Raw genomic sequence first — 24,533 nt, forward strand, 5'->3', positions numbered from 1 at the left:
GATGACCTCCGGCACGCGCGGTGCCAACTCGGCCTCCAACCGATGCCATAACGTTACTATTCACAACGTGAGCACCATTAAGTTGACCAAATCCTTGAACGCACACGCCTCGGTGGACGACGACCGTAAGGATACCGACCTCACCAATCAGGCCGAGGTCGACACAGTCGATGAGACCCAGGACTCTGAGACCACCGGTGCCCAGGAGCAGCCCGGCGCCACAGGCGTCTCGCAGGACACTGACAGTCCCGAGGATGACACGCAGAGGCGCAAGGCCACCGGCGACCAGGACGACGACAGCGCCGAGGCACTCACTGAGACCGACGGGACCACCGACGCCGCGTCGGGCAGCTCATCAGACGCCTCCTCCGACACCAACCCGGTGGCCGACGTGCTCGTCATGGCCGCAGCACCGGGCAAGGACGGGGCGGAGGCTCCCGAGATCCTCCTGGAGGGCCTCCGGCCGCCCTCCAGCACCGCTCTGGAGGATCTGGACATCGATGCGCTCGTCGCCCTGCTGCCCTCCCTCGGGTTCTCCGGCGCTCAGGACTCCGTAGTGCGCCTCCCCTCGTCGTCGGTGAGCACCACGACCTACGACGGCCCGCCGACGATTCTTGTCGTCGGCGTCGGGACGGGGTGGGCCGACACCGATCCGCTTGCCGTCACCATGGACGACGAGGCCGCTCTGGGCTACGACCAGACGGGGCTGCTGCGTCGGGCCGCCGGGCGTGCCACCCGGGCGCTGGCCGGAACCGATTCCGCGATCCTGGCGCTGCCCACCCTCTCGGAGGAACAGCTCGCCGCCGTCGCGCACGGAGCAGCCTTGGGGGCCTACTCCTGGAGGGCCACCAAGAACGAGGACAAGCCGGGGCAGCTCTCCTCCTCGAAGCAGACCTCTCCTGTGAAAAGCATCTCCATCGTCTCACCCCTGTCCGATACTCCGGAGGGGCAGGAGGCACTGACCGGCGCCCTCGTACTGGCCGAGGCCACAGCCCTGACCCGTGACCTCGTCAACGAGCCCCCCAACCGCCTGACCCCGGAGGTCTTCGCGGAGAGGGCCCGATCCGCCGGGCAGGAGGCCGGGATCAGGGTCGAGGTGTGGGACGCCCCTGCTCTCATCGAGCAGGGATTCGGCGGGATTCTTGGCGTTGCCCAGGGCTCGGTGCACCCGGCGCGCCTGGTCCGCCTGGAGTGGGTTCCCTCGCAGACCGGTGAGGACGCGAGCCATGCTCGCTCCGAGACTGAGAGCGATGATGACACGACCCGGCTCAAGCACGTGGCACTCATCGGCAAGGGCATCACCTTCGACTCCGGAGGCCTGTCCCTCAAGCCGGCCGCCTCCATGCCGGAGATGAAGTCCGACATGGCCGGGGCCGCCACAGTGCTGGGCGCTGTTGTGACGGCTGCGCGCCTGGCTCTGCCGATCCGAGTGACCGCCTGGCTGGCACTGGCCGAGAACATGCCTGGAGCCGACGCCCAGCGCCCCAGCGACGTCATCACGATGTTCGACGGCACGACGGTCGAGGTCACCAACACCGACGCGGAGGGACGCCTGGTCATGGCCGACGCCCTGGCCAGGGCCGTGACCGAGGAGCCGGACGCCGTCCTGGACGTGGCGACTCTCACCGGAGCCCAGATCGTGGCCCTGGGCGATCACGTGGCCGCCGTCATGGGAACACCGGACCTTCGCGAGGAGGTCGTGGCCGCGGCCCAGCGGGCAGGAGAGTCCTTCTGGCCGATGCCGCTGCCTGCGCACCTCCGGGCCACCCTGGACTCCCCTTTCGCCGACCTGCGCAACACCAAGGTCGGTTCTCGCGCCGGCGGGATGCTGTCGGCCGGGCTGTTCCTGCGCGAGTTCGTCGGACACCGGCCGTGGGCGCACCTCGATATCGCCGGGCCCGCCTACAACGACTCCTCGCCGTGGGGACTGACACCGACCGGCGGCACCGGCATGGGGGTCTCCACCCTCGTGGAGCTGCTCCGCTCACTGTCCGCCGAGGTCAGCATCCTTTCCTGAGCCTTCTGCCGGCCTGCAACGAGCCGCCGAGTCTCATATCACAGTCTCCGTCACGGCTCGTTGCAGGCATCACCCACATACAGTGACGCGTATCACCCTTTTTTCGGGACTCTAGTCCCTAAACAGCAGCCCCTGGGCTCCTGCATACCCTCTTCAGGTGGAACAATGGCCCCGTGCCGAGCCGCCCCATAAGGGCGTCGTGACCAACCAACAAGGAGTGAGTTCGTGACAGAGACCGTCTACGACATGGTCATCCTGGGCGCGGGATCAGGGGGCTACGCCGCCGCCCTGCGCGGCGCCCAGCTGGGCCTCAAGGTCGCCCTCATCGAGGCCGACAAGCTGGGAGGCACCTGCCTCCACCGCGGCTGCGTACCCACCAAGGCCCTGCTGCACGCCGCCGAGACCGCTGACGCCGTGCGCGAGGCCGCCACGGTCGGTATCAAGGCCGCCTTCGAGGGCGTGGACATGCCGGGTGTCCAGAAGTACAAGAACAGCATCGTCTCGCGGATGCACAAGGGGCTTGAGGGCCTGGTCTCCTCACGGGGCATCGACCTGATCCAGGGCTGGGGGCGCCTGGTGGCTGCCGACGCCGTCGAGGTTGACGGCCGTCGCATCACCGGCCGCAACGTGGTCCTCGCCTCCGGCTCCTACTCCAAGACCATCGGGCAGGAGATCTCCGGGGGCGTCATCACCTCCGAGGAAGCCCTGGAGATGGACCACGTCCCCGCCTCCGCGGTGATCCTGGGCGGGGGCGTCATCGGTGTCGAGTTCGCCTCGGCCTGGGCCTCCATGGGCAGCCAGGTCACCATCATCGAGGGGCTCCCTCACCTGGTCCCCAACGAGGACGAGGCGATCTCCAAGCAGCTCGAGCGCGCCTTCCGCAAGCGCAAGATCGCCTTCCGCACCAACACGATGTTCGAGTCGGTCGAGCGCCACGACAGCGGCGTCACGGTGCGCACCCAGGACGGCAAGACCCACGAGGCCGAGGTCCTTCTCATCGCCGTGGGCCGTGGACCGGCGACCGCTAACCTGGGCTATGAGGAGGTCGGGGTCTCCATGGACCGCGGCTTCGTCCTGGCCGACGAGTACGGCCGCACCAATGTCCCCGGCGTATGGGCCGTGGGCGACATCGTCCCCGGTGTCCAGCTCGCCCACCGCGGCTTCGCCCAGGGCATCGTCGTGGCGGAGAAGATCGCGGGCCTGGACCCGACTCCGGTCGACGACGTCCTGGTCCCCAAGGTCACCTTCTGCGAACCTGAGATCGCCTCTGTGGGACTGTCCGAGGCGAAGGCTGCTGAGACCCACGGCAAGGACAACATCACCACCGCCGAGTTCAACGTGGCCGGGAACGCCAAGAGCCAGATCCTGGGGACCCAGGGCTTCGTCAAGCTCGTCTCCCTCAAGGACGGCCCCATCCTGGGCTTCCACGCCATCGGCGCCCGCATGGGAGAGCAGGTCGGAGAGGGCCAGCTGATGGTGTCCTGGGAGGCGGACGCCAACGACGTCGCCTCCCTGGTCCACGCCCACCCCACCCAGAACGAGACCCTCGGCGAGGCCGCCATGGCACTCGCCGGCAAGCCGCTGCACAACCACGGCTGATCCAGCTAGACAAGAGTAAGGAAGACAGCAATGTCCGAGTCCGTGAAGATGCCCGCTCTGGGTGAGTCCGTCACCGAGGGGACGGTCTCCTCCTGGCTCAAGGCCGTGGGCGACACCGTCGAGGCCGACGAGCCCCTGCTGGAGGTCGCCACCGACAAGGTGGACACCGAGGTCCCCTCCCCCGCATCCGGCGTCCTGCTGGAGATCCGCGTCCCCGAGGACGAGACCGTCGAGGTCGGCACCGTCCTGGCCATCATCGGGTCCCCGTCGGCGGCCCCGGCGGGTGCACCTGCCCCGGCAGCCGCACCGGAGGCGCCGGCTCCCGCTCCCGCACCGGCCCCTGCGGCCCCGCCAGCGCCGGCACCGGCGGCGACCGAGGCACCTGCGGCCACCGCAGCGCCGGTGAGCTCGGGCGCCACGGGCTCCTACGTCACACCGATCGTTCGCAAGCTCGCCAGGGACAAGGGCGTGGACCTGTCCACCGTCACCGGGACCGGCGTGGGCGGCCGTATCCGCAAGCAGGACGTGGAGGCCGCGGCCAAGGCCGCCGAGGAGGCCCGTGCCGCAGCCGCTGCTGCCGCCCCTGCTGCCCAGGCACCCGCTCCTGCCGCTGCGGACAAGCCGGCCTCGGCCAAGCCTGAGGTGGACACGACCCTGCGTGGCCGTACGGAGAAGATGAGCCGCCTGCGCCAGGTCATTGCCGAGCGCATGATCGACTCCATGCAGACCTCCGCGCAGCTGACCACCGTTGTCGAGGTGGACGTGACTCGGGTGGCCGCGCTGCGGGCCCGCGCGAAGAACGACTTCCTGGCCAAGAACGGCACCAAGCTGACCTTCCTGCCCTTCTTCGTCCAGGCGGCCACGGAGGCCCTCAAGGCCCACCCGAAGATCAATGCCTCCATCGAGGGCAAGAACGTCACCTACCACGACGTCGAGCACGTCGGCATCGCGGTGGACACGCCGCGCGGCCTGCTCGTGCCCGTGGTCAAGAACGCCGGGGACCTCAATATCCCCGGGTTGGCCAAGCGCATCAATGATCTGGCTGCCCGCACCCGGGACAACAAGGTCAACCCCGATGAGCTCAGCGGCTCGACCTTCACAATCACGAACACCGGCAGCGGTGGTGCCCTGTTCGACACCCCGATCATCAACCAGCCGGAGGTCGCGATCCTGGGTCTGGGCGCCATCCAGCGCCAGCCCCGCGTCATCAAGGACGCCGACGGCGGCGAGGTCATCGCCATCCGCTCGGTGTGCTACCTGGCACTGTCCTACGACCACCGACTGGTGGACGGCGCGGATGCGGCCCGCTACCTCATGACGGTCAAGAAGCGCCTTGAGGAGGGCGACTTCGGCGGCGAGCTGGGTCTGTGAACCTGAGCCCGGCCCGCTAGCCGTCAGCGGGGCCCCGCACCATCACGGTGCGGGGCCCCGCTCGTCGTTTGCCAGACGCATCAGGTCCCAGAACAGGAGCCAGGCGGGGCAAAAAGAGGGGCCGGGTGTCCACTCAGCGGACATGAGCCGGATCCACCGTCGACGCGCCCAGTGTGCATCCTTGGAATTCTGGGGTTCACGCTCAGTTTGCGGAGGCTGCGCGGTGTTCATGTCCGCTGCGTGGACACCTACTACCTGAGAGGCCGCCCTCAGCGGCTCACCGCCGTCTTCAGGACGACCAGACCCGCCAGAGGTTCCATCGAAGCGAGCGTCTCAGAAGCCATGACACCCAAACGCCTCAGAAGTGAGGAGACACGACGCCCCTGGTCTTGCCGCTCGGCCTCAGCAGTCCTCGTCCGCTGCCCGTGTGATGTCGGTGAACGGGATCTCGGTCAGGCTGACGACGCCACGAGCGAAGTCGATGCGCTCCTCAACCGAGGTGAACTCACCCGCCAACGGGCCATCGAGCAGCAACGAGGCCAAGCCGTGCACGCCGGACCAGAACAGGACCTCCACCTCGAGCGGAGCGTCATCACCCAGCACGACCTTCACCAGGCGGGTCAGCTCACCGCGCGCACGCCCACCGGCCTGAACGACCTCCGGGAAGCGCTCCGGATCGCAGACGTCTGGACGGAACATCACCCGAAACACCCCGGGGTGACGTAGCGCGAACTCGACATACGCGTTTCCCGAGGCCGTCAGGATCGCACGGAGATCCGTGCTCTCGAGCCCCTCATGCGCCGAGGCGAGCCGGTCCGCGAGCTCATCGAAGCCCTCGTGCACCAGCGCCGCCAGGATGGCCTCACGATTGGCGAAGTAGTGGTACGGCGCCTGGTGCGTGCAGCCGGCGCGACGCGCCACCTCCCGCATGCTCAGTGCGCCGGGACCGGACTCATCCAGGAGCTGCCTGCTGGTTCGCAGCAGCTCGGAGCGCAGGTCCCGGCCGCCGCGGCGCCCGGAGGAGCCTGTCGATTCAGACGTCATACGGAGAGTGTAGAGCCACCCGACTAGACACTGTCCAGTAGGCTGTTATGCTGGCTTGACGCTGTCTAGTCGAGTGAGGGGTATGCATGTCCTACGACGTCATCGTGATCGGTTCGGGTATTGGCGGGCTGACGACTGCTGGTCTGCTGGCGCGCGCCGCCGGCAAACGAGTTCTTGTCCTGGAGCGGCATACGGAACCGGGCGGCCTGACCCACACCTTTCGGCGCGACGGCGCCTCCTGGGACGTGGGGGTGCACTACATCGGGCAGGTCGCGCCCGAAAGCCAGGCCCGTGCCTACTTCGACTACCTCTCCGATGGCGAGTTGGAGTGGAACCGCATGCCGGACGCCTACGACCGGTTCGTCTACCCGGGGCTCGATCTGAGCGTCAGCAGCGACCCCAACCGATACGAGCACGACCTGATCGCGGTGTTCCCCACGGAGGCCAGAGCCATTCGCCGTTACTTCAAGGATGTTCGCCGCACGATATCGTGGGTGACCATGGGCTTCGCCCAGGGGATGGTTCCCCGCCCGATGGCATCACTTCTGAGGGCTGCCCAACGCCTGGGTAGACGGACGGCCACCAGCACGACGAAGGAGTACCTGGACGCCCACTTCCGCTCCCCCGAGCTCAAGGCCGTCCTTGCCAGCCAGTGGGGAGACTACGGCCTGCCGCCATCCCGCTCGGCCTTCGCCGTGCACGCGACGATCGTCTCCCACTACCTTGAGGGCGGATGGTTCCCCAAGGGCGGCAGCGCTCGCATCGCCCGCACCTTCGAGAAGGGGATCGAGCAGGCAGGAGGAGCTGTCCGCGTCGCTCAGGAGGTCACGGAGATACTCCTTGATGACGGCGGCGCAGCCACGGGGGTCCGAGTCATGGATCACCGAGGCGCAGCCGTGCGCGAGCGGGTCTACCAGGCCCCTGTCGTGATATCCGCCGTAGGCGCCTTCAACACCTTCAACCGTCTGCTGCCTACGTCCGGCAGGATCGGTCGCCTCACCGGGCCGACGCGCCGTACTCTGGCGAATCTGGGCACCGGCGCATCGGCGGTCACCGTGTTCCTGCGCCTGCGCGACGACCCGCGCAGTATCGACATCGACGGCGGCAACATCTGGGTCAATCAGGATCTCGACCACGAGCGCAGTCAGGAGCACAGCGCCTCCCTGCTGGAGGGCCGCCCCCATGACGTCTTCGTCTCCTTCCCCTCACTGAAGTCCGGGGAGTCCCCGCACACGGCCGAGATCATCTCCTTCTGCGACGCGAAGGCGTTCCGGCAGTGGGCCCAGCAGCCGAAAGGACGCCGCGACCCCGAGTACTCCGCCCTCAAGGAGCGCATCGCCCGCGGCATGCTGGAGCTGGCGGATAGCGCGGCACCGGGCCTGAGCGATCTGGTGGACTACATGGAGGTCTCCACGCCTCTCACCTACGAGCACTACACCGCCCACCCCGCCGGCGCCTTCTACGGACCGCCCGCTACTCCACTGCGGTACAGGTCCGCCCCGTTGGGCCCGCGTACGGCTATCCCAGGACTGCTTCTGTCCGGGCAGGACGCCGGGAGCGCCGGCATCATGGGCGCCATGATGGGCGGGGTGGCGGCAGCCAGTCAGGTGCTCGGTCCACGCGGGTACGCCACCATCGCCTCCGCCCTGAAAGAAGCCCCTGCTATCCCTGACTCGGGCGGCGCACGCCGGCTGCCCGAGGGCAAGCATCACGCCGTGCTGGCCTCCAAACGCCTCCTCACCCCCAGCGTCTGGGAGGTGGTGCTGCACGTGGAGGGGCAGATCGGACGATGGGCGCCGGGACAGTTCGCCCGTCTGCACGTGGGCGACGACGCATGGCGCGACTACTCGATCGCGGGCCTTGAGGACAATCGTCTCCGCCTTCTCATCTCAACCCGGACAGGTGGACGAGGGTCGCAGTTCATCGAGCATGCAGGCACCGGCACCGGAACGGTGGTCGAGCTGCCCCTGGGCGAGTTCGGACTCGCCGACTCAGGCAGACGCCGACTATTCATTGCCACAGGCACCGGGATCGCCCCGATGCTGGCCATGTTCGCTCAGGCCCCCGGACTAGAGCACGACACCCTGCTCTTCGGGTGCCGCGATCGCAGCGAGGACCTGGTCAGCCGGATCAGCTCCCCCATGCCCGGGCGGGTACTGCGCTGCCTGAGCCGCGAGGAGGCACCCGATACGTTCCACGGACGAGTCACTGACGCACTCCCCGGACTCACCGGCAGCTCCGGGCTCGATCCTCGCAGCACGGAGGTCTACCTGTGCGGCTCGGCCGCGATGGTGGCCGACACCCGGAGCGTCCTTGAGCGGGCCGGTTATGACTCCGTCTTCACCGAACCGTACTGAACTCGACCGCGCCGAGCCCAACCCTCCTGAGCTCGCGGAAGCCTCTTCGTGCCGGTACCGCCGGTACCGCAGCCACAACGGATACGGAGGCACATGGGCACGAGTCAGCCTGCCTCTCGGACCTCGGCAACGCGCCATGGTCCTGGAACCAGGATGAGCACGACCTGGCGTGACTCCAGCGCGGGAACCGTCCGCGTTCCGGAGGCACCCGAACGCGTCGACGCGCTTTGGGACAGCGTGACCCGCACTGCCCGGGCACCGGGCCAGAGCGTGGCGGCATCCCCGGGCAGCTCCACATCGACCACCTGGCTCACGGAGGTCTGCAGGCCTCCAACGCTCTCACCGGCCTCGATCAGACCGTTCAGGACCTGCGTATCAGCCTCGGCAGCGGGTGAGCCCGGCACGGTCGTGGCCGCCAGCGCGCCGGCGTCGGCAGCCGTGAGTGCGCGGTCCCGGGCGGCCGACAGCCCGACGACGACACTGACCATGTCCGCTCCGTCCCCCTCAGCCGTCGGCGAGGCCGGCGCGCTTGGAGGAGAGTTCTCCGACGCCCCGGGGGAGGCGCCGGTTGAGGGGGCTCCTGAGCGGGAGCCGGCCGGTGCGTGTGGCGGCAGGCGCGTCGTCGAGGTCGGAGCAGCGCCGAGCGCCCATGCCGGCCTCAGCGACACCAGCCCTCTCGCCGGCCCCCAGGCGACCATGCAGGCGGCGACGAGCAGCACAGCCGCACACCCCCAGATGCGGACGTGCCCGCGCCCCTCTCGCCGACCTCTGCCCCAGCGGATGACCGCTGGAGCCCGCCCAGCACGGTTCGCACCACCAGGGTCCTTTTCTTCACGCCTACCGGAACCATCTCGAGGTCCTGCCTTCGACCTCATCCTGCCGCCCGGCCTGGTCCCGGACCGGGCCCCCAGCCTGGACCCCACGGTGCGTGTCGGCGTGCGGGCCGCGGCACGCAACGATCCAGCGGCGAGCCGGGCGCCGTCGGGCAGCTCGATGGCCGAGGCCTGACCCAGCTCCGGAGCACGGGCCGCCAGGTCGCGGGCAGTCGGGCGGTCGGCCGGATCCTCGGCCAGGGCGTCGCCCAGGAAGCCCGCCAGCCGTCGGGCCCCGCCTCCGCCCTGCCCCGCGCACTCGGTCAGAAGGCGGGCCAGAGCATAGACGTCGGAGGCCGCCGACGCCGGAGCGCCCTTGAGCCGCTCGGGGGCGGCGCACTCCTTCGTCCCCGCCTCCATCGCGGACGCCAGCAGGTCGACAAGGACCGGACGACCTTCGGTGGTCACCAGGACGTTGCCGCTGGAGACGTCGCCGTGGACGGCGCCGTGCTCATGGAGGTAGGCCAGCGCGGAGCCGAGGACGTCCAGGATGGCGGCCAGGTGGGAGAGGCTGAGCCTGCCTCTGGCTCCCAGGACCACGTCGAGCCCTGCGCCGTCGATGAGATCCATGATGACGGCGGCCCTCTCCTCCGGCAGGGCCACCACCTCCCGCACGGTCACCAGGCCAGGATGACGCAGGACGCGCAGATCGGCCAGTCTCCGTAGGACGGACGCTCCGCCGCGTCCATGAGGCAGGTCGACGACCCTGATGACCACATGACGTCCCTGCGCGTCCAGCCCACGCCGGGGCGCACAGGCGGCGGTGGAGCGCCCCATCACCTCACCGACGGTATAGCCCTGCTGAGTCAGGGCCGTGAGCGCCGATCCTGGAATGCCCGGTTCGGCATCGGAGATCGGGATCCTGGAGGCGCGGGGCCTGCGCACGCCGCGCCTCCGAGGCACCGGGCGACGGGCCGGCCGGCTGTGTCCTGCACCGTCGGCATTGCTATCGGGCGGACGGTCACCGGGGCGGGGGCGCATCGTTGGGCTCATGCACTCCATGGTCACCACGCCGACGTCAGATGGCCAGACCGCGCTGCCAGCCTGTGGATAACTCCGGTTCTTGCACCGGTTGTGGTCACGTAGGCTGTCCCCGTGCTGCGTCAGGACGTGGAGCTCGGCTCCCGACTCATCCCCTTCAGTGAGGGCTGGGAGCGACAACGAGCCGTCCATGCCGAGGTCGTGGCGGGCCGCCGGCCCAGCACGCTGCTGCTCATGGAGCACGAGCCGGTCTACACGGTCGGCAGACGCACCCACACGTGGGAGCGGCCCGACGGCGACGTCGTCGAGCCCGGGCACGTTCCGGTCATCGACGTGGACCGCGGCGGCAAGACCACCTGGCACGGGCCGGGCCAGCTGACCGTCTACCCGATCCTCCGCCTGGCCGCACCGATCGACGTCATCCGTTACGTGCGGGCGCTGGAGGCCGCCGTCATCGACGTGTGCGCTCTCCACGGCCTGGAGACGATCCGGGTCGAGGGACGCTCAGGGGTCTGGGTGCCGGCCGACCCCGCGAGCACCCTCGCGGACACCACGGCACCCGGCCAGTACCCTCGTGCCGAGCGCAAGATCTGCGCCCTGGGAGTGAGGGTCGCTCGGGGAGTGACGATGCACGGGATCGGCCTCAACGTGAACCCGGATCTGGACGCCTTCTCCCTGGATCGGATCATCCCCTGCGGGATCGACGACGCCGGAGTGACCTCCTTGAGCGTGGAGACTGGCCGGCACCTGACCACCAGCGCCCCCGCGAACGCCCTGGTAGCGGCCCTGGAGACCCACCTGGCGCCGTTGGTGGCAGACGCCACGTGACAACAGCCGCCCATATCTAGGCCCGAGGTCCTACGAATCGCCGGGAGGGTATTAGACTCCCTATGGAATCGTCGTCGGCGAGGAGAGTTAGACGTGAGCACCACCGTGGCCCCCGAAGGACGCAAGCTCCTGCGGGTCGAGGCGCGCAACGCCCAGACGCCCATCGAGTCCAAGCCCGACTGGCTGCGCACCCGGGCGGTCGTCTCCGAGACCTACCAGGAGGTCCGCGGCCTGGTGCGGGAGAAGAGCCTGCACACGGTGTGCGCCGAGGCCAACTGCCCCAACATCTACGAGTGCTGGAACGATCGTGAGGCCACCTTCCTGGTGGGTGGAGAGATGTGCACGCGTCGCTGCGACTTCTGCGACATCGCCACCGGCCGCCCCACCGAGTACGACGTCGACGAGCCCAGGCGCGTCGCGATCTCGATCATGGAGATGGACCTGCGCTACGCCACCGTCACCGGGGTGGCCCGTGACGACCGCCCCGACGGCGGGGCCTGGCTCTACGCCGAGACCGCCCGCCAGGTGCACGAGCTCTCTCCGGGCACCGGGGTCGAACTGCTCATCCCCGATTTCAAGGGGAACCCCGACGCGCTTGAGGACGTCTTCTCCTCGCGCCCCGAGGTGCTCGGACACAACCTGGAGACCGTCCCCCGCATCTTCAAGCGCATTCGACCGGCCTTCTCCTACGAGGGCAGCCTTGACGTCATCACCGCCGCCTCGGAGGCGGGGCTGGTCACCAAGTCCAACCTCATCCTGGGAATGGGTGAGACCCGTGACGAGATCGAGGCGGCGATGGCCGCCCTGGTGGAGGCTCGCTGCGACATCCTCACCATCACGCAGTACCTGCGTCCCTCCAAGCTGCACCACCCCGTTGACCGCTGGGTCAAGCCCCAGGAGTTCGTGGAGCTGAGCCGACTGGCTGAGGACATCGGCTTCGCGGCTGTCATGAGCGGCCCGATGGTGCGCTCCTCCTACCGGGCCGGGATGCTGTGGGGACGGGCCATGGTCAAGCGCGGCTGGCCCATCCCCGAGCGCCTGGCCCAGCTCGCCGAGCCCGCCACCGCCCGTCAGGAGGCGTCAGCCCTCCTGGGGACCCACCCCCACCTCGCCGCCGCCTGCTGAGAGCCGGGAGCCGAGCTTCACGTACCGACTTCTTCGCGCACGCGAGTCGGCCACGCTGACGGCGAGACCATGTGTGGCAGCGCACCGACGTCGTCTATTGTGTGCCCGTGAGTAGTGCCCAGTCCCCCCAGCCGAAGAAGAAGCGCCGGCTGGCCCAGTACCTTCAGAACATCAAGGACTCCTACACGATCTCGCGGCGCAGCTACCCGTGGATCGGATGGGCGATGCTGGCCGCGTCCGCCGCCTGCCTCGCCCTGGGCGTTGCCATAGCCTTCGCCAGTGGGATGTCCCTGTGGTACTGGCTGTTCCTGAGCATCCTTCTGGCGCTCATGGTCGACATGATCATCCTGTCCATGACGGTGCGTCGAGCCTCCTACGCCCAGATCGAGGGGATGCCGGGAGCGACCAAGGCAGTCCTCGACCAGATCGGGCGCGGCTGGTACGTGGAGTCCGAACCCGTGGCCTTCACCAAGAACCAGGACCTCGTGTGGAGGCTGGTGGGGCGCCCCGGCGTCGTGCTCATCGCGGAGGGACCGGGAAACCGCACCCGCCGCATGCTGGCCGAGGAGGAGCGCAAGGTCCACCGGCTGCTGTCAACGGTCCCCATCCACACGCTTCAGGTGGGTACCGACGCCGGACAGGTGCGTCTGACCGATCTGTCCAAGACGCTGCGCCAGCTCCCGACCAAGCCAACGGCGCTGACCGACGCCGAGATCACCCAGGTCTCCAAGCGACTGGCATCGATGGCCGGCAGGAACCTCCCGATCCCCAAGCACATCGATCCCAACCGGGTACGCCCCGACCGTCGCGCGATGCGCGGCCGTTGAGCGCCGGGCCGGCTCCTCCCCGTCCTCAGCCTTCGCGATCACCGCATAGCAGCCCTTTTCCCTGGGCTCTGTGCAGAAAATGGGCGAAACACTCAGGCAACACCCACGCCATTCCTTTGTCACGGGCGGATCAATATAGTTGCCGATGTCAGCCGCAGTGCATACGCGTGGAGTATGTGCGCAGCCCCCCATCTGGAGGAGATATGTTCAAGGACGCATCCGAGGCACTGACGTTCATCGAGAAGGAGAATGTCGCGCTGGTCGATGTGCGGTTCTGCGACCTACCGGGCGTCATGCAGCACTTCACCATTCCCGTGGCCGCGTTCAAGGACGAGGCCCTCACCGAGGGGCTCATGTTCGACGGCTCCTCGATCCGCGGCTTCACCGCGATCCACGAGTCGGACATGAAATTGGTTCCGGATGTGACCACCGCCTTCCTGGACCCCTTCCGCGAGGAGAAGACTCTGGTCGTCAACTTCTCGATCGTGGACCCCTTCACCGATGAGGTCTACTCGCGCGATCCGCGCTCCATCGCGGCCAAGGCGGAGGACTACCTGCGCTCCACCGGAATCGCCGACACCTGCTACATCGGCGCGGAGGCCGAGTTCTACCTCTTCGACTCGGTGCGTTACGAGTCCTCGCCGGCCGAGTCCTTCTACGCCATCGACTCCGCCGAGGCGGCCTGGAACACCGGGCGCGAGGAGGAGGGCGGCAACAAGGGCTACAAGACCGCCTTCAAGGGCGGTTACTTCCCCGTCTCCCCCAACGACCAGATGGCCGATATCCGTGACCGCATGGTGCGCACCTGCCTGGCCGCCGGCCTGGAGATCGAAAGGGCCCATCACGAGGTCGGCACCGCCGGGCAGCAGGAGATCAACTACCGCTTCAGCTCCCTGCTGGCCGCCGGCGACGACATGATGAAGTTCAAGTACATCATCAAGAACGAGGCCTGGCGCAACGGCAAGACGGCGACCTTCATGCCCAAGCCAATCTTCGGCGACAACGGCTCGGGCATGCACACGCACCACTCGTTGTGGAAGGAAGGCAAGCCGCTGTTCTTCGACGAGCGCGGCTACGGCCAGCTCTCCGACCTGGCCCGCTGGTACATCGGTGGGATCCTCGCCCATGCCCCGGCACTGCTGGCCTTCACCAACCCGTCGGTGAACTCCTTCCACCGTCTGGTCCCCGGCTTCGAGGCACCGGTCAACCTGGTCTACTCGGCCCGCAACCGCTCGGCCTGCATCCGTATCCCCGTCACGGGCTCCTCCCCCAAGGCCAAGCGCGTGGAGTACCGGGTGCCGGACCCCTCGTCCAACCCCTACCTGTGCTTCACCGCCGTCCTCATGGCGGGCATCGACGGCATCCGCAATCGGATCGAGCCTCGTGAGCCCATCGACAAGGACCTCTACGAGCTCGCACCCGAGGAGTACTTCGACATCGACAAGCTCCCCGACAGCCTGGACCAGGCGCTGGAGGCGCTGGAGGAGGACCACGACTTCCTCACCGAGGGAGACGTCTTCACCCCCGATCTCATCGAGACCTGGATCGAGTACAAGCGCTCCAACGAGATCGAGCCGCTGCGGCTGCGCCCCCACCCCTACGAGTTCCAGCTCTACTACGACCTGTGAGCCGTTGATGCAGTTCAGACGTCGGCCCTGAGCCTCCTGCTCATGAGGCTCAGGGCCGACGTCGTGCTGTATGCCACCCTCAACGATTGCATACCTATACCGTATTGCGGATATTCTTTCTCTGTCTTGATCAACTCCGAAAAGGACAACCCACGATGAGGATCCGCCAACACGCCACCCTCGGCCTGGCAGCCACAGCCTGCCTGGTGCTGAGCGGATGCACCAACGCCGCTGACTGGAACGCGAACCGGAGCTCGCAGATACACTCCTACGACACCTCCTCGATCCAGGCTCAGCCCGACATCATCGCCAAGCTCCCCCAGGGGGCGCTCGAGGACGGAGTCCTGGACGTGGCGGCATCCACGGACTATGCACCGGCCGAGTTCCTCGACCCCTCGGGCAAGGCCGTGGGCTACGACGTCGACCTCACCAACGCGATCGCCGCCGTCCTGGGCGTCAAGGGAAAGGTCCACACCGCCGAGTTCGACTCGATCATCGCCTCGATCGGATCGAAGTACGACGCCGGCATCTCCTCCTTCACCGTGACGCCAGAGCGGACCGCCGAGGTGGACATGACCGCCTACGTCAACGTGGGCTCGCGCTTCAACGTCCAGGCCGGCAACCCCAAGGGAGTCGATACCTCGGACCACCTCAACCTGTGCGGACGCACCATCGGGGTCCAGGTCGGAACCGACCAGGAGACCGCCATGCGCAAGGCCGCCGACGACTGCGCCGACGCCGGCAAGGACGTCCTGTCGGTGCGCTCCTACTCCAAGCAGTCCGAGGCCACCACGGGGCTGGTCGGCGGCACCATCGACGCCACCTACTCCGACTCCACGGTGGCCGGGTACGCCGTCGAGCTGACCGACGGCCAGATCGTCACCCTGGGCGAGGTGGAGGACGCCGCACCCCAGGGCGTGGTGACCTCCAAGGCGGAGCCGCAGTTCACCGCCGCGATCCAGGCCGCCGTCCAGTACCTCATGGACCAGGGCATCTGGCAGAAGATCCTGGACAACTGGGGCGTGAAGGACGCTGCCCTGACCACCGCAGAACTCAATCCCGCAGTGAAGGAGTGAGCCGTGACTGCCTCACCCGCCTCTGACGACGACAAGGTCGTCCTCAACAACCCCAAGCCGGTCCCCCGCCCGGGAACCTGGATCAGTGCCGCGATCGTCACGGTTCTGGGGGCCATGCTCGTTCATGGTCTGGTCACCAATGAGAAGTTCCACTGGTCCACGGTCTGGTTCTTCCTGCGCGAGGTCCATGTGGTCAAGGCCGTCGGCTGGACGCTGCTGCTGACTTTCATGGCCATGGCCATCGGCATCGTCCTGGCGGTCACCACGGCGATCCTGCGGCAGTCCTCCAACCCGGTCCTGCGCTGGATGGCGCTGGCCTACCTGTGGTTCTTCCGCGGTACCCCGATCTACACCCAGCTGGTGTTCTGGGGGGCGCTGTCCGCGCTCTACCAGAAGCTGAGTCTGGGTATCCCCTTCGGCCCCGAACTTCTGACCTTCAAGACGACGACGGTCTTCACGCCCTTCGTCGCGGCGGTCATGGGACTGGGCATCAACGAGGGGGCCTACCTCTCGGAGATCGTACGCTCGGGTCTGAACTCCGTGGACAAGGGGCAGAGTGAGGCCGCCGGGGCGCTGGGCATGAGCAAGGGCCAGATCCTCAGGCGGATCGTTCTGCCGCAGGCGATGCGGGTCATCGTGCCGCCCACCGGAAACGAGACGATCTCCATGCTCAAGACGACGTCCCTGGTGCTGGCCGTCCCCTTCACCTTGGACCTGACCTTCGTCACCAACTCCTACGCGTCGCTGACCTATCAGATCATCCCGCTGCTCATCGTCGCAGCCATCTGGTACATCATCATCACCTCGATCCTCATGGTGGGTCAGCACTACATCGAGCGCTACTACGGCAAGGGCTTCGACTCCGACAAGGCCTCAGTCTCCGCGGGCCGGGGCCTGTCAGCCCGCCAGCAGGCCATCCTCAATGCGCACACGACCAAGGACGATCCCTTCCTGGAGGTCACCCCATGAGCACATCCACTCACGCCGCAGGTGCGACGCCGAAGGTTGAGATCAGCGACCTGCATAAGTTCTTCGGTGAGCTGCACGTGCTGCGCGGTATCGACCTCGTTGTGCCGCCCGGCTCGGTCACGGTCCTCATCGGCCCGTCAGGCTCGGGAAAGTCGACGCTGCTGCGCTGCATCAACGAGCTGGAGTCCATCGACGCCGGCCGGGTCAAGGTCGACGGCGAGCTCATCGGCATGCGTGAGGTCGAGCGCGGTGGTCGCACCGAGCTGCACGCCCTGTCCGACAAGGCCCGCGCAGCTCAGCGCGCCAAGATCGGCATGGTCTTCCAGCGCTTCAACCTCTTCCCCCACATGACGGCTCTGGAGAACGTCATGGAGGCACCGGTTCAGGTCAGGAAGATCTCCAAGACCAAGGCCCGCGAGCGCGGCATCGAGCTGCTGGAGCGGGTGGGGCTCGGTGACCGGCTCGACCACTACCCCTCCCAGCTCTCCGGCGGCCAGCAGCAGCGGGTGGCGATCGCCCGGGCTCTGGCGATGGACCCCGAGCTCATGCTCTTCGACGAGCCGACCTCCGCACTGGACCCCGAGCTGGTCGGCGAGGTCCTTCAGGTGATGAAGGACCTCGCCGCCTCCGGGATGACGATGGTGGTGGTCACCCACGAGATGGGCTTCGCCCGAGAGGTCGGTGACCAGCTGATCTTCATGGACGGCGGCGTCATCTGCGAGTCCGGTGACCCTGTGGAGGTCTTGGACAACCCGCAGGCCGAACGAACCCAGGCCTTCCTCTCCTCAGTCCTGTAGAGGTCGGAGCCTGTAGAGGTCGGAGACTGAGCGGTCCGGGCCGCTGCCGTCACCGAGACCCGGTGTCGGCCCCGGCAGTCTGGTCCCAGGCGCCGTCGTCCCAGGAGGTCAGGCTCCACCCGGCACCGGGATCGCCGTCGACGACGGTGATCCCGGTGTTGTGCATGGGGCGGTCAGCGATCCACAGCGGCTCCACACCGGCTCTGGGCGCCGCCCTCAGCGAGGTCCACAGACGCAGCGCGGTGCCGTGGGAGACGAGCAGGGCCGCTGAGCCACCCGCCTTGGCGGTGTGGTCCGCGATCCGACCGATGGCGTCGTCGAAGCGCTGGAGCGTGTCGATGCCGTCCTCAGGGGACCCGGGGATGCGGCAGGCGGGGCGCCCGGTCATCCAGGCGCGAGTGGTGTCCACGTAGCAGGCCACCGAGCGTGCATCGGTGTTCATCTCCAGGTCCGCGGCCAGGACCTCACGCAGGCCCGAGTCGATAGTGGCGCTCAGACCGGTGGCCGCCTCCACGGGGGCGATGGTCTGGCGGGCGCGCAGGATCGGGGAGACCCACAGGGTCCCCAGTCCCTGGAGCAGACCGGCCTGCTCCAGGCGGGCCGGCAGCCCGTCGGCCTCCTGCAGGCCCACGTCGTCCAGGGGTTTTCCGGGGAAGGCGGTGTCGAGTGCCTGCATGACATTGGCGACGGTACGACCGTGTCGTACAAGAATGAGCCTCACGGCGCCAAGTCTGCCAGGTCCGCAGGGCACCGACCTGCGACGACGGTGCGATCCTCGTCGCCCGACCTCGTCCGGCTGGTTCCCCGTCAGCCTCGTCAGCTCCAGGGGTAGGGGCCCTCCGGACGTCTCCTGACCGGGCGGGTGCGGCCCGTTCGCCGGGACCGAGTGTTTCGTGCTGCACCTCCACCTCGAGGAGCCTGCCGACGAGGATCCTTCGCCGAGTCCGCTGAGCGGACCGGTATCGAGGCCCGGTTCCGGGTACCCGAGGCACTGGTCGACGGCGTCGGCGCGGACGGGGACGAGTCTTGGGCGCCTCCGTCGGCGAAGACGATGCGCTCGACCACGGCGCGCGTGTGACGGGCATTGCGGCGGTACATGTCCTCGAGCTCGCGCTCCCTGCCGCTGCCGAGGCCGATGAGGCGCCCCACCAGGCGTATCTCACGGATCTGGACGGGGAGGACCTGGGAGCGGGGCCCTGAGGTGCGGCCGGTGCCCAGGACGATCGCGGAGCGCAGCCGACTGGCCAGGATCCAGGCCGCGGCCAGCACTCCCCCGTCGTCGGCACTCAGCAGCCCGGCTCGGACCGCGGCCTGCAGGGCCGCGATGGTCGAGGTGGTCCGCAGCTCGGCGATCTGCCCGGCGTGGGCCAGCTGGAGCACCTGGGCGCTCCACTCCACGTCGCTGAGTCCTCCGGGGCCGAGCTTGAGGTGACGGGCCGGGTCAACGCCCCGAGGCAGGCGCTCGGTCTCCACCCGGGCCTTGATCCTGCGGATCTCCCGTAGGTCCTGGCTGCTCAGCCCCGCTTCGGCCCATCGCAACGGGTTGATGAGCTCCTCGAAGCGCCGACCCAGGTCACGGTCCCCGGCACAGGCACGGGCGCGCAGCAGCGCCTGCCGCTCCCACAGGGCCGCCCAGCGCCCGTAGTACTCCCCGTAGGCGGCCAGAGAGCGGCTCATGACACCCTGGCGGCCCTCGGGCCGTAGGTCGGAGTCCACTTCGAGGGGGTGAGGGCGTGCCGAGGCGAGAAGCCCGACGACCTGTTTGGCGACGGCCTCGGCCTCCTGTGCGGCGGCAGCCTCCCCCACTCCGTCGCGGGCCTCGTGGACGAAGAGCACGTCGGCGTCAGAGGCGTACCCGATCTCCTGGCCGCCCAGGCGTCCCATGGCGATCACGGCGTGGTGCGCCAGAGAGGCGTCCCAGCTGCCGGCGGTGTCGGGGCCCGACGCCACAGCCTCGACGCCGTCGCGCTGGGCGATGACCAGTCCGGTGGCGACCGTCAGCGCCCCGCCCAGGACCGCGTCGGTGGCGTCGGTGAGGATGGAGGCGGTGCGCTCCGGGTCGATGGCATCGAGACAGTCGGCCAGCGAGGCGCGCACCTCCTCACGGGCGCGCACCCTCAGGATCGCCTGGACCGCCTCGAGCGCCTGCTCGGCGAGGGCGGAGTCATCGGGTCCGCTCAGGCTACGGCGACGCAGGACGGCGGCGACCTCCTCCGCCAGGGCTCCGGGGCGGCGGGGCTCGAGCTCAGTGTCGTCGTCGAGCCAGGCGATGGACTCGGGGAACTCCGCGAGGCGCTCGGTGGCCCAGTGAGCACCGGAGAGCACCTGGCACAGTCTGCGCGCGGCCACCGGCGAGTCCCGCAGCATGGCCAGGTACCAGTGCGACCCCCCGATGGCCTCCGACAGGCGGCGGAAGGACAGCAGGCCGAAGTCGGGGTCTGCTCCTTCACCGATCCAGCCGATGATGACGGGCAGGAGCTGACGCTGAATGGCCGCCCGACGGCTGACCCCCTCGGTGAGGGCCTGAATGTGCCGCAGCGCCCCGTCCGGGTCGGCGTACCCGACGGCGGCGAGCCGCTCGCGCGCTGCCTGAGGGCTCAGGGCCATCTCATCGGCGCTGAGGGTGGCTGCGAAGCTCAGCAGGGGGCGGTAGTAGATCTCCTGGTGCAGGGCGCGTACACGTCGGCGCAGGTTCTTGAAGTCCTCCCACAGGCTGTCGCCCTGGCCCAGACAGTCGCTGATGCCGCGCTCGATGCGGCGCAGGTTCTCCTCCTTGCTCGGCAGGTTGTGGGTGCGGCGCAGGCGGAAGAGCTGGCTGCGGTGCTCCAGGAGCCGCAGGGCCTTGTAGCAGCTGCTCAGGGCTGCGGCATCGGTGCGGCTGACGTAGCCGCCGGCACTGAGCGCGTCGAGTGCCTCCAGGGTTGCGCGCAGGCGCAGGCTCTGATCGGAACGGCCGTGGACGAGCTGGAGGAGCTGGACGGTGAACTCCACGTCTCGCAGCCCGCCGGGTCCCAGCTTGATGCGCCGGTCCTCGCCTCCGTGCGACACGGACTCCTTCTCCACCCGGCGACGCATGGCACGGGCGTCCTCAACGAAGTTCTCCCGCCGACTGGCCTCCCACACAAGGGGGGACACCCCCTGCTCGTAGCGGGCGCCGAGCTCGGAGTCCCCGGCGCAGGCTCTGGCCTTGAGCAGGGCCTGGAACTCCCAGGAGGCGGCCCATCGTCGGTAGTAGGCCAGGTAGGAGTCGAGGGTGCGCACGAGCGCGCCGTCCTTGCCCTCGGGCCGTAGCGCCGTGTCCAGTGGCCACAATGGCGGTTCGGGCGCCGTAGCGGAGATCACATGGGCGAGCTCGGTGGCCAGGCGGGTGCCGACGTCCACAAGGTACTCCTCGCTCGGCTCATCGGCTTCCGAGGGCTCCCGAGCGGGGCCGACGACGTAGACAACGTCAACGTCAGAGATGTAGTTGAGCTCGCACGCTCCGGTCTTGCCCATGGCGATCACGGCAAGGGCCACGTCGTCTGATTGCGGCCCGACAGCGGCACGAGCCACCAGCAGGGCGGCGTCCAGGGCGGCGTCGGCGAGATCGGCCATACGGCGGCCGACGGTGGGGACGTGCTCGATCGGGTCCGGGCTGGTCAGGTCGTCGGCGACGATCGCCATGAGGCGGTCCCGGTAGGCGCGTCGCAGAGCCGCGGTCGCACGGTCCGGCGCGGTGTCCTGACCAGCCGAATGCGTTGGATCGTCCGGGCCGTCTGAGGTGTCGTCTCCGACGACCGGCGGCGTCTTGTCCCCCAGGGCCTCCTGCACGACGAGCCGTAGCGACTCGCGGGCACCGGGCTCACCGGGGGCGTCCCAGGCCCTGGCCGGCGCGAGCGCCGTGATGCGCTCGGGATGGGCGACGAGGAAGTCCCCCAGGGCCTGGGAGGCTCCCAGGACGGCAAGAAGACGGCGCCGGTGCTCGCGCGGCTCGCCGGCGGGGGCGATCATGAGGCTGCGCAGCAGGTCCGCCGGCGCCCGGGCGCACCCGGGCTCGACGTCATGCGTTGAGGCACGGCGCAGTGCCTCGACGGATGCTGCGGCCTCGGCGAGACGGACGAGGTTGAGAAGGGCCAGATCGGGGTCGGCGGTGAGAGCCAGGGCCTCGATGAGGTCCTCACGGCCGGGCCCGATCTCCACGTCCCCCAGTCGGTCTCCTGGCCGTCGGGCGTGATCTGTCGATGGGTGGGCGGGGACGTTGTCGGCGCATTCGGCGTCGTCAGCCTCGCCGCCAGCAGGCAGGAGGGGCGCCAGCGCCGGGTCGCCCAGGAGTGCTCCGGCGCGGGAGACGTTCTGGAAGCCGGCCCGCAGGAGCCTGGTCCTGGGTGAGGAACTGTGCCGTAAGGGAGCCCCCACCGGCGGGCGCTGCCCGGTCTGGTCTCTCACGGCTGCCTCCTGCTCCCGTCAGGCGCGAGGAAAGAACTGGCTGAGCTCGAAGTCGGTGACCTGGGCGTCGTAGGCCCGGTACTCGCGGCGCTTGTTGCGCAGGAAGTACTCGAAGGTGTCCTCGCCGAAGGTGTCGGCCACCAGGTCGGACTGCTCCATGGCCGCCACCGCGCTCTTGAGTGAGGTGGGCAGGGCGTGGATCCCCAGTGCCTTGCGCTCCATCTCGGACAGGGCCCACACGTCGTCCTCGGCCTCGGGAGGCAGCTCGTAGCCCTCCTCGATGCCCTTGAGCCCGGCGGCCAGGATGACCGCGTAGGCCAGGTAGGGGTTGGCCGAGGAGTCGATGCCGCGGAACTCCACGCGCGCGGACTGGGCCTTGCCGGGCTTGTGCATGGGTACGCGCACCAGGGCGGAGCGGTTGTTGTGGCCCCAGCACACGTAGCTGGGGGCCTCGTCCCCGCCCCACAGCCGCTTGTAGGAGTTGACGTGCTGGTTGGTGACGGCGGTGATCTCCGAGGCGTGGTGCAGCAGCCCGGCGATGAAGGAGCGTCCGGTGGCGGAGAGCTGGTACTGGCCGGAGGGGTCGAAGAACGCGTTGCGGTCGCCCTCGAACAGGGAGAAGTGCGTGTGCATGCCCGAACCGAACTCGTCGGCGAAGGGCTTGGGCATGAAGGTGGCCAGGCAGCCCTCCTCCAGGGCGACCTCCTCGACGACGGCGCGGAAGGTCATGATGTTGTCCGCCATGGACAGGGCGTCGGCGAAGCGCAGGTCGATCTCGTTCTGGCCGGGGCCGCCCTCGTGGTGGGAGAACTGCACCGAGATCCCCATCTGCTCGAGCATGAGGATGGCTTGGCGCCGGAAATCGTGAGCGGTCCCGCCCGGCACGTGATCGAAGTAGCCGGCGTCGTCGGTGGGGCGGATGCGTCCGCTGGCGTCACGAGTGACCAGGTAGAACTCGATCTCCGGATGGATGTAGCAGGTGAAGCCGGCCTCGGCGACCCGGGCGAGCTGACGCTCGAGCACGGAGCGGGGGTCGGTGCGGGCGGGCTCCCCGTCAGGGGTGAGGACGTCGCAGAACATGCGGGCCACCCCGTTGGCGCCGTCGCGCCACGGCAGCATCTGGAAGGTGGAGGGGTCGGGCGCGAGCAGCATGTCGGACTCGAAGACGCGGGTGAGCCCCTCGATGGCCGAGCCATCGAAACCGATGCCCTCCTCGAAGGCGCTCTCCACCTCGGCCGGTGCGATCGCCACGGACTTGAGCTGCCCGGACACGTCGGTGAACCACAGACGGATGAAGCTGATGTCGCGCTCCTCGATGGCTCGGAGCACGTACTCCTGCTGCTTGTCCATGGTGCCTCCTCAGCCTGGGGTGGGGCAGCGGGCCGACGACGTGGCCGGCCGTCATCCGCCCGTGACGTTGTTGCTGGAGCCAGCCTAGTGCTCAGGTGCGTCAGGCAGGTTTCGAAAATCGCCTCCGGTGAAGGAGGGACGACGAGTTCAGCGGCGCGCCGAAACCTTCCTTGACCTCGGGTAGCCTCGCGTCATGGCAACACCTGAGTCCCCTTACGGACCTTCCTCCTCGGCCGTCGTCGGAGGCGGCAAGCCCGTGCGTGTTCATCACCTCGCCGCTGCCAAGAGCGACGGCGCCAAGCTGGTCATGCTCACCGCCTACGACGCCGTCACCGCCCGGATCCTGGACGCAGCGGGAACGGATCTGCTGCTGGTGGGCGACTCGATCGGCAACGTCATGCTCGGCCACGACTCGACGCTGCCGGTGGAGCTGGACGAGATGGTGGTGGCCACGCGCTCCGTGGCCCGAGCGACCACGCGCGCACTGGTGGTCGCGGACCTGCCTTTCGGCACCTACGAGGCCGGCCCGGAGCAGGCGCTGGGCAGCGCGGTGCGCCTCATGAAGGCGGGCGCCAACGCCGTCAAGCTCGAGGGCGGCAGGCCCCGGGCCGCAAGCGTCAAGGCTCTGACCCAGGCAGGCATTCCCGTGGTGGGGCACCTGGGCTTCACCCCGCAGAGCGTCAACATGCTCGGGGGCTTCCGGGTCCAGGGGCGCGGACAGGCGGGTGAGGATCTGATGGTCGACGCGCAGGCGCTGGCGGAGGCGGGCGCGGTGGCCATCGTCCTGGAGATGGTGCCCGAGCCTGTGGCCGCGCGCGTCACCGAGTCGCTCACGATCCCCACGATCGGTATCGGTGCGGGCGCACGCTGCGACGGCCAGGTCCTCGTGTGGACGGACATGGCGGGCATGACCGACTGGTCACCACGCTTCGCCCACCAGTTCGGTCAGGTCGGCCAGGCACTGCACCAGGCCGCCGCCGACTACGGCAGTGCGGTGCGCGAGATGTCCTTCCCGGCTGAGAAGCACTGGTTCAGCGCCTAGGGACTGTTGCGAAGGTAAAGGCGATCCCAGGGGATACGGCCAAGCACCCACAGCTCGCCGAGGGTGAGATCGCAGCGCACCGCGGTGCCGGCGCCGCAACAGCGGAATCGAGCATCACTCAAGTCTCACATCCCGGCAGCCCCCTGTGCCCTCGCCTCAGAAGCCCCAACACCCACACACCTCAGAAGCCCCGACACCCACACACCTCAGAAGCGAGGAGACACG

General features: G+C 68.6%; 17 protein-coding genes. 12 read left to right on the forward strand and 5 right to left on the reverse strand.

All coding sequences use genetic code 11. The features are described 5' to 3' along the window. Position 1: 1 nt before the first annotated feature. From BQ8008_RS05275 to sucB, 3 genes are all read left to right on the forward strand, one after another. Entirely contained in the window at positions 2–2,017 is a 2,016-nt protein-coding gene (locus tag BQ8008_RS05275) for a leucyl aminopeptidase (protein WP_108833106.1), read from the forward strand. A 225-nt stretch (positions 2,018–2,242) separates the two neighbouring features. Beyond that, a complete protein-coding gene (gene lpdA, locus BQ8008_RS05280; protein WP_108833107.1) occupies positions 2,243–3,616 on the forward strand; it encodes a dihydrolipoyl dehydrogenase in 1,374 nt (457 codons plus the stop codon). 30 nt (positions 3,617–3,646) lie between these two features. After that, positions 3,647–4,987, forward strand: coding sequence for a 2-oxoglutarate dehydrogenase, E2 component, dihydrolipoamide succinyltransferase (sucB, locus tag BQ8008_RS05285; protein ID WP_108833108.1), 1,341 nt, complete (start codon positions 3,647–3,649; stop codon positions 4,985–4,987). A gap of 402 nt (positions 4,988–5,389) precedes the next feature. On the opposite strand, the gene BQ8008_RS05290 is transcribed toward sucB, so the two are convergent. Continuing rightward, a complete protein-coding gene (locus BQ8008_RS05290) occupies positions 5,390–6,031 on the reverse strand; it encodes a TetR/AcrR family transcriptional regulator (protein ID WP_108833109.1) in 642 nt (213 codons plus the stop codon). Positions 6,032–6,117: 86 nt separating this feature from the next. Between BQ8008_RS05290 and BQ8008_RS05295 the strand changes: the two genes are divergently transcribed. Further along, complete coding sequence (locus BQ8008_RS05295) at positions 6,118–8,388, forward strand: FAD-dependent oxidoreductase (protein ID WP_108833110.1); 2,271 nt, start codon at positions 6,118–6,120, stop codon at positions 8,386–8,388. 104 nt (positions 8,389–8,492) lie between these two features. Here BQ8008_RS05295 and BQ8008_RS05300 read toward each other — a convergent pair whose 3' ends face one another. After that, on the reverse strand, positions 8,493–10,253 hold the full coding sequence (locus tag BQ8008_RS05300; RefSeq protein WP_234415239.1) for a serine/threonine-protein kinase: 1,761 nt from the start codon (positions 10,251–10,253) through the stop codon (positions 8,493–8,495). A 102-nt stretch (positions 10,254–10,355) separates the two neighbouring features. Here BQ8008_RS05300 and lipB point away from each other — a divergent pair, with 102 nt between their 5' ends. The 7 genes from lipB (at position 10,356) to BQ8008_RS05335 (ending at position 17,491) form a co-directional block, all read left to right on the forward strand. Continuing rightward, entirely contained in the window at positions 10,356–11,069 is a 714-nt protein-coding gene (gene lipB, locus BQ8008_RS05305) for a lipoyl(octanoyl) transferase LipB (protein WP_108833112.1), read from the forward strand. Between the two features lie 93 nt (positions 11,070–11,162). After that, entirely contained in the window at positions 11,163–12,194 is a 1,032-nt protein-coding gene (locus BQ8008_RS05310) for a lipoyl synthase (RefSeq protein WP_108833113.1), read from the forward strand. A 71-nt stretch (positions 12,195–12,265) separates the two neighbouring features. After that, a complete protein-coding gene (locus BQ8008_RS05315; RefSeq protein ID WP_108833114.1) occupies positions 12,266–13,021 on the forward strand; it encodes a DUF4191 domain-containing protein in 756 nt (251 codons plus the stop codon). Positions 13,022–13,224: 203 nt separating this feature from the next. Then, positions 13,225–14,649 carry a type I glutamate--ammonia ligase gene (gene glnA, locus BQ8008_RS05320; RefSeq protein ID WP_108833115.1) on the forward strand — a complete coding sequence of 475 codons (1,425 nt, stop codon included), beginning with the start codon at positions 13,225–13,227 and terminating at the stop codon, positions 14,647–14,649. Positions 14,650–14,804: 155 nt separating this feature from the next. Beyond that, positions 14,805–15,725 (forward strand): ABC transporter substrate-binding protein, encoded by a 921-nt coding sequence (locus BQ8008_RS05325; protein ID WP_108833116.1) that lies wholly within the window; start codon positions 14,805–14,807, stop codon positions 15,723–15,725. A gap of 3 nt (positions 15,726–15,728) precedes the next feature. Continuing rightward, the gene (locus BQ8008_RS05330) at positions 15,729–16,694 is read left to right on the forward strand and encodes an amino acid ABC transporter permease (RefSeq protein ID WP_108833117.1); all 966 of its coding nucleotides are present in this window, start codon (positions 15,729–15,731) and stop codon (positions 16,692–16,694) included. Beyond that, positions 16,691–17,491 (forward strand): amino acid ABC transporter ATP-binding protein, encoded by an 801-nt coding sequence (locus BQ8008_RS05335; protein ID WP_108833118.1) that lies wholly within the window; start codon positions 16,691–16,693, stop codon positions 17,489–17,491. Before BQ8008_RS05330 ends, BQ8008_RS05335 begins: the two co-directional genes overlap by 4 nt. 49 nt (positions 17,492–17,540) lie before the next feature. On the opposite strand, the gene BQ8008_RS05340 is transcribed toward BQ8008_RS05335, so the two are convergent. The 3 genes from BQ8008_RS05340 to BQ8008_RS05350 form a co-directional block, all read right to left on the reverse strand. Beyond that, positions 17,541–18,212, reverse strand: a complete 672-nt coding sequence (locus BQ8008_RS05340) for a histidine phosphatase family protein (protein WP_108833119.1) — start codon at positions 18,210–18,212, stop codon at positions 17,541–17,543. Positions 18,213–18,307: 95 nt separating this feature from the next. After that, positions 18,308–21,916, reverse strand: a complete 3,609-nt coding sequence (locus tag BQ8008_RS05345) for a bifunctional [glutamine synthetase] adenylyltransferase/[glutamine synthetase]-adenylyl-L-tyrosine phosphorylase (protein ID WP_108833120.1) — start codon at positions 21,914–21,916, stop codon at positions 18,308–18,310. 18 nt (positions 21,917–21,934) lie between these two features. Then, the gene (locus tag BQ8008_RS05350) at positions 21,935–23,266 is read right to left on the reverse strand and encodes a glutamine synthetase family protein (RefSeq protein WP_108833121.1); all 1,332 of its coding nucleotides are present in this window, start codon (positions 23,264–23,266) and stop codon (positions 21,935–21,937) included. Positions 23,267–23,459: 193 nt separating this feature from the next. Between BQ8008_RS05350 and panB the strand changes: the two genes are divergently transcribed. After that, positions 23,460–24,308, forward strand: coding sequence for a 3-methyl-2-oxobutanoate hydroxymethyltransferase (gene panB / locus BQ8008_RS05355; RefSeq protein WP_108833122.1), 849 nt, complete (start codon positions 23,460–23,462; stop codon positions 24,306–24,308). Positions 24,309–24,533 lie beyond the last annotated feature (225 nt).

The organism is Actinomyces sp. Marseille-P3109 (genome assembly GCF_900323545.1).
In the GTDB taxonomy this organism is placed as follows: Bacteria; Actinomycetota; Actinomycetes; order Actinomycetales; family Actinomycetaceae; genus Actinomyces.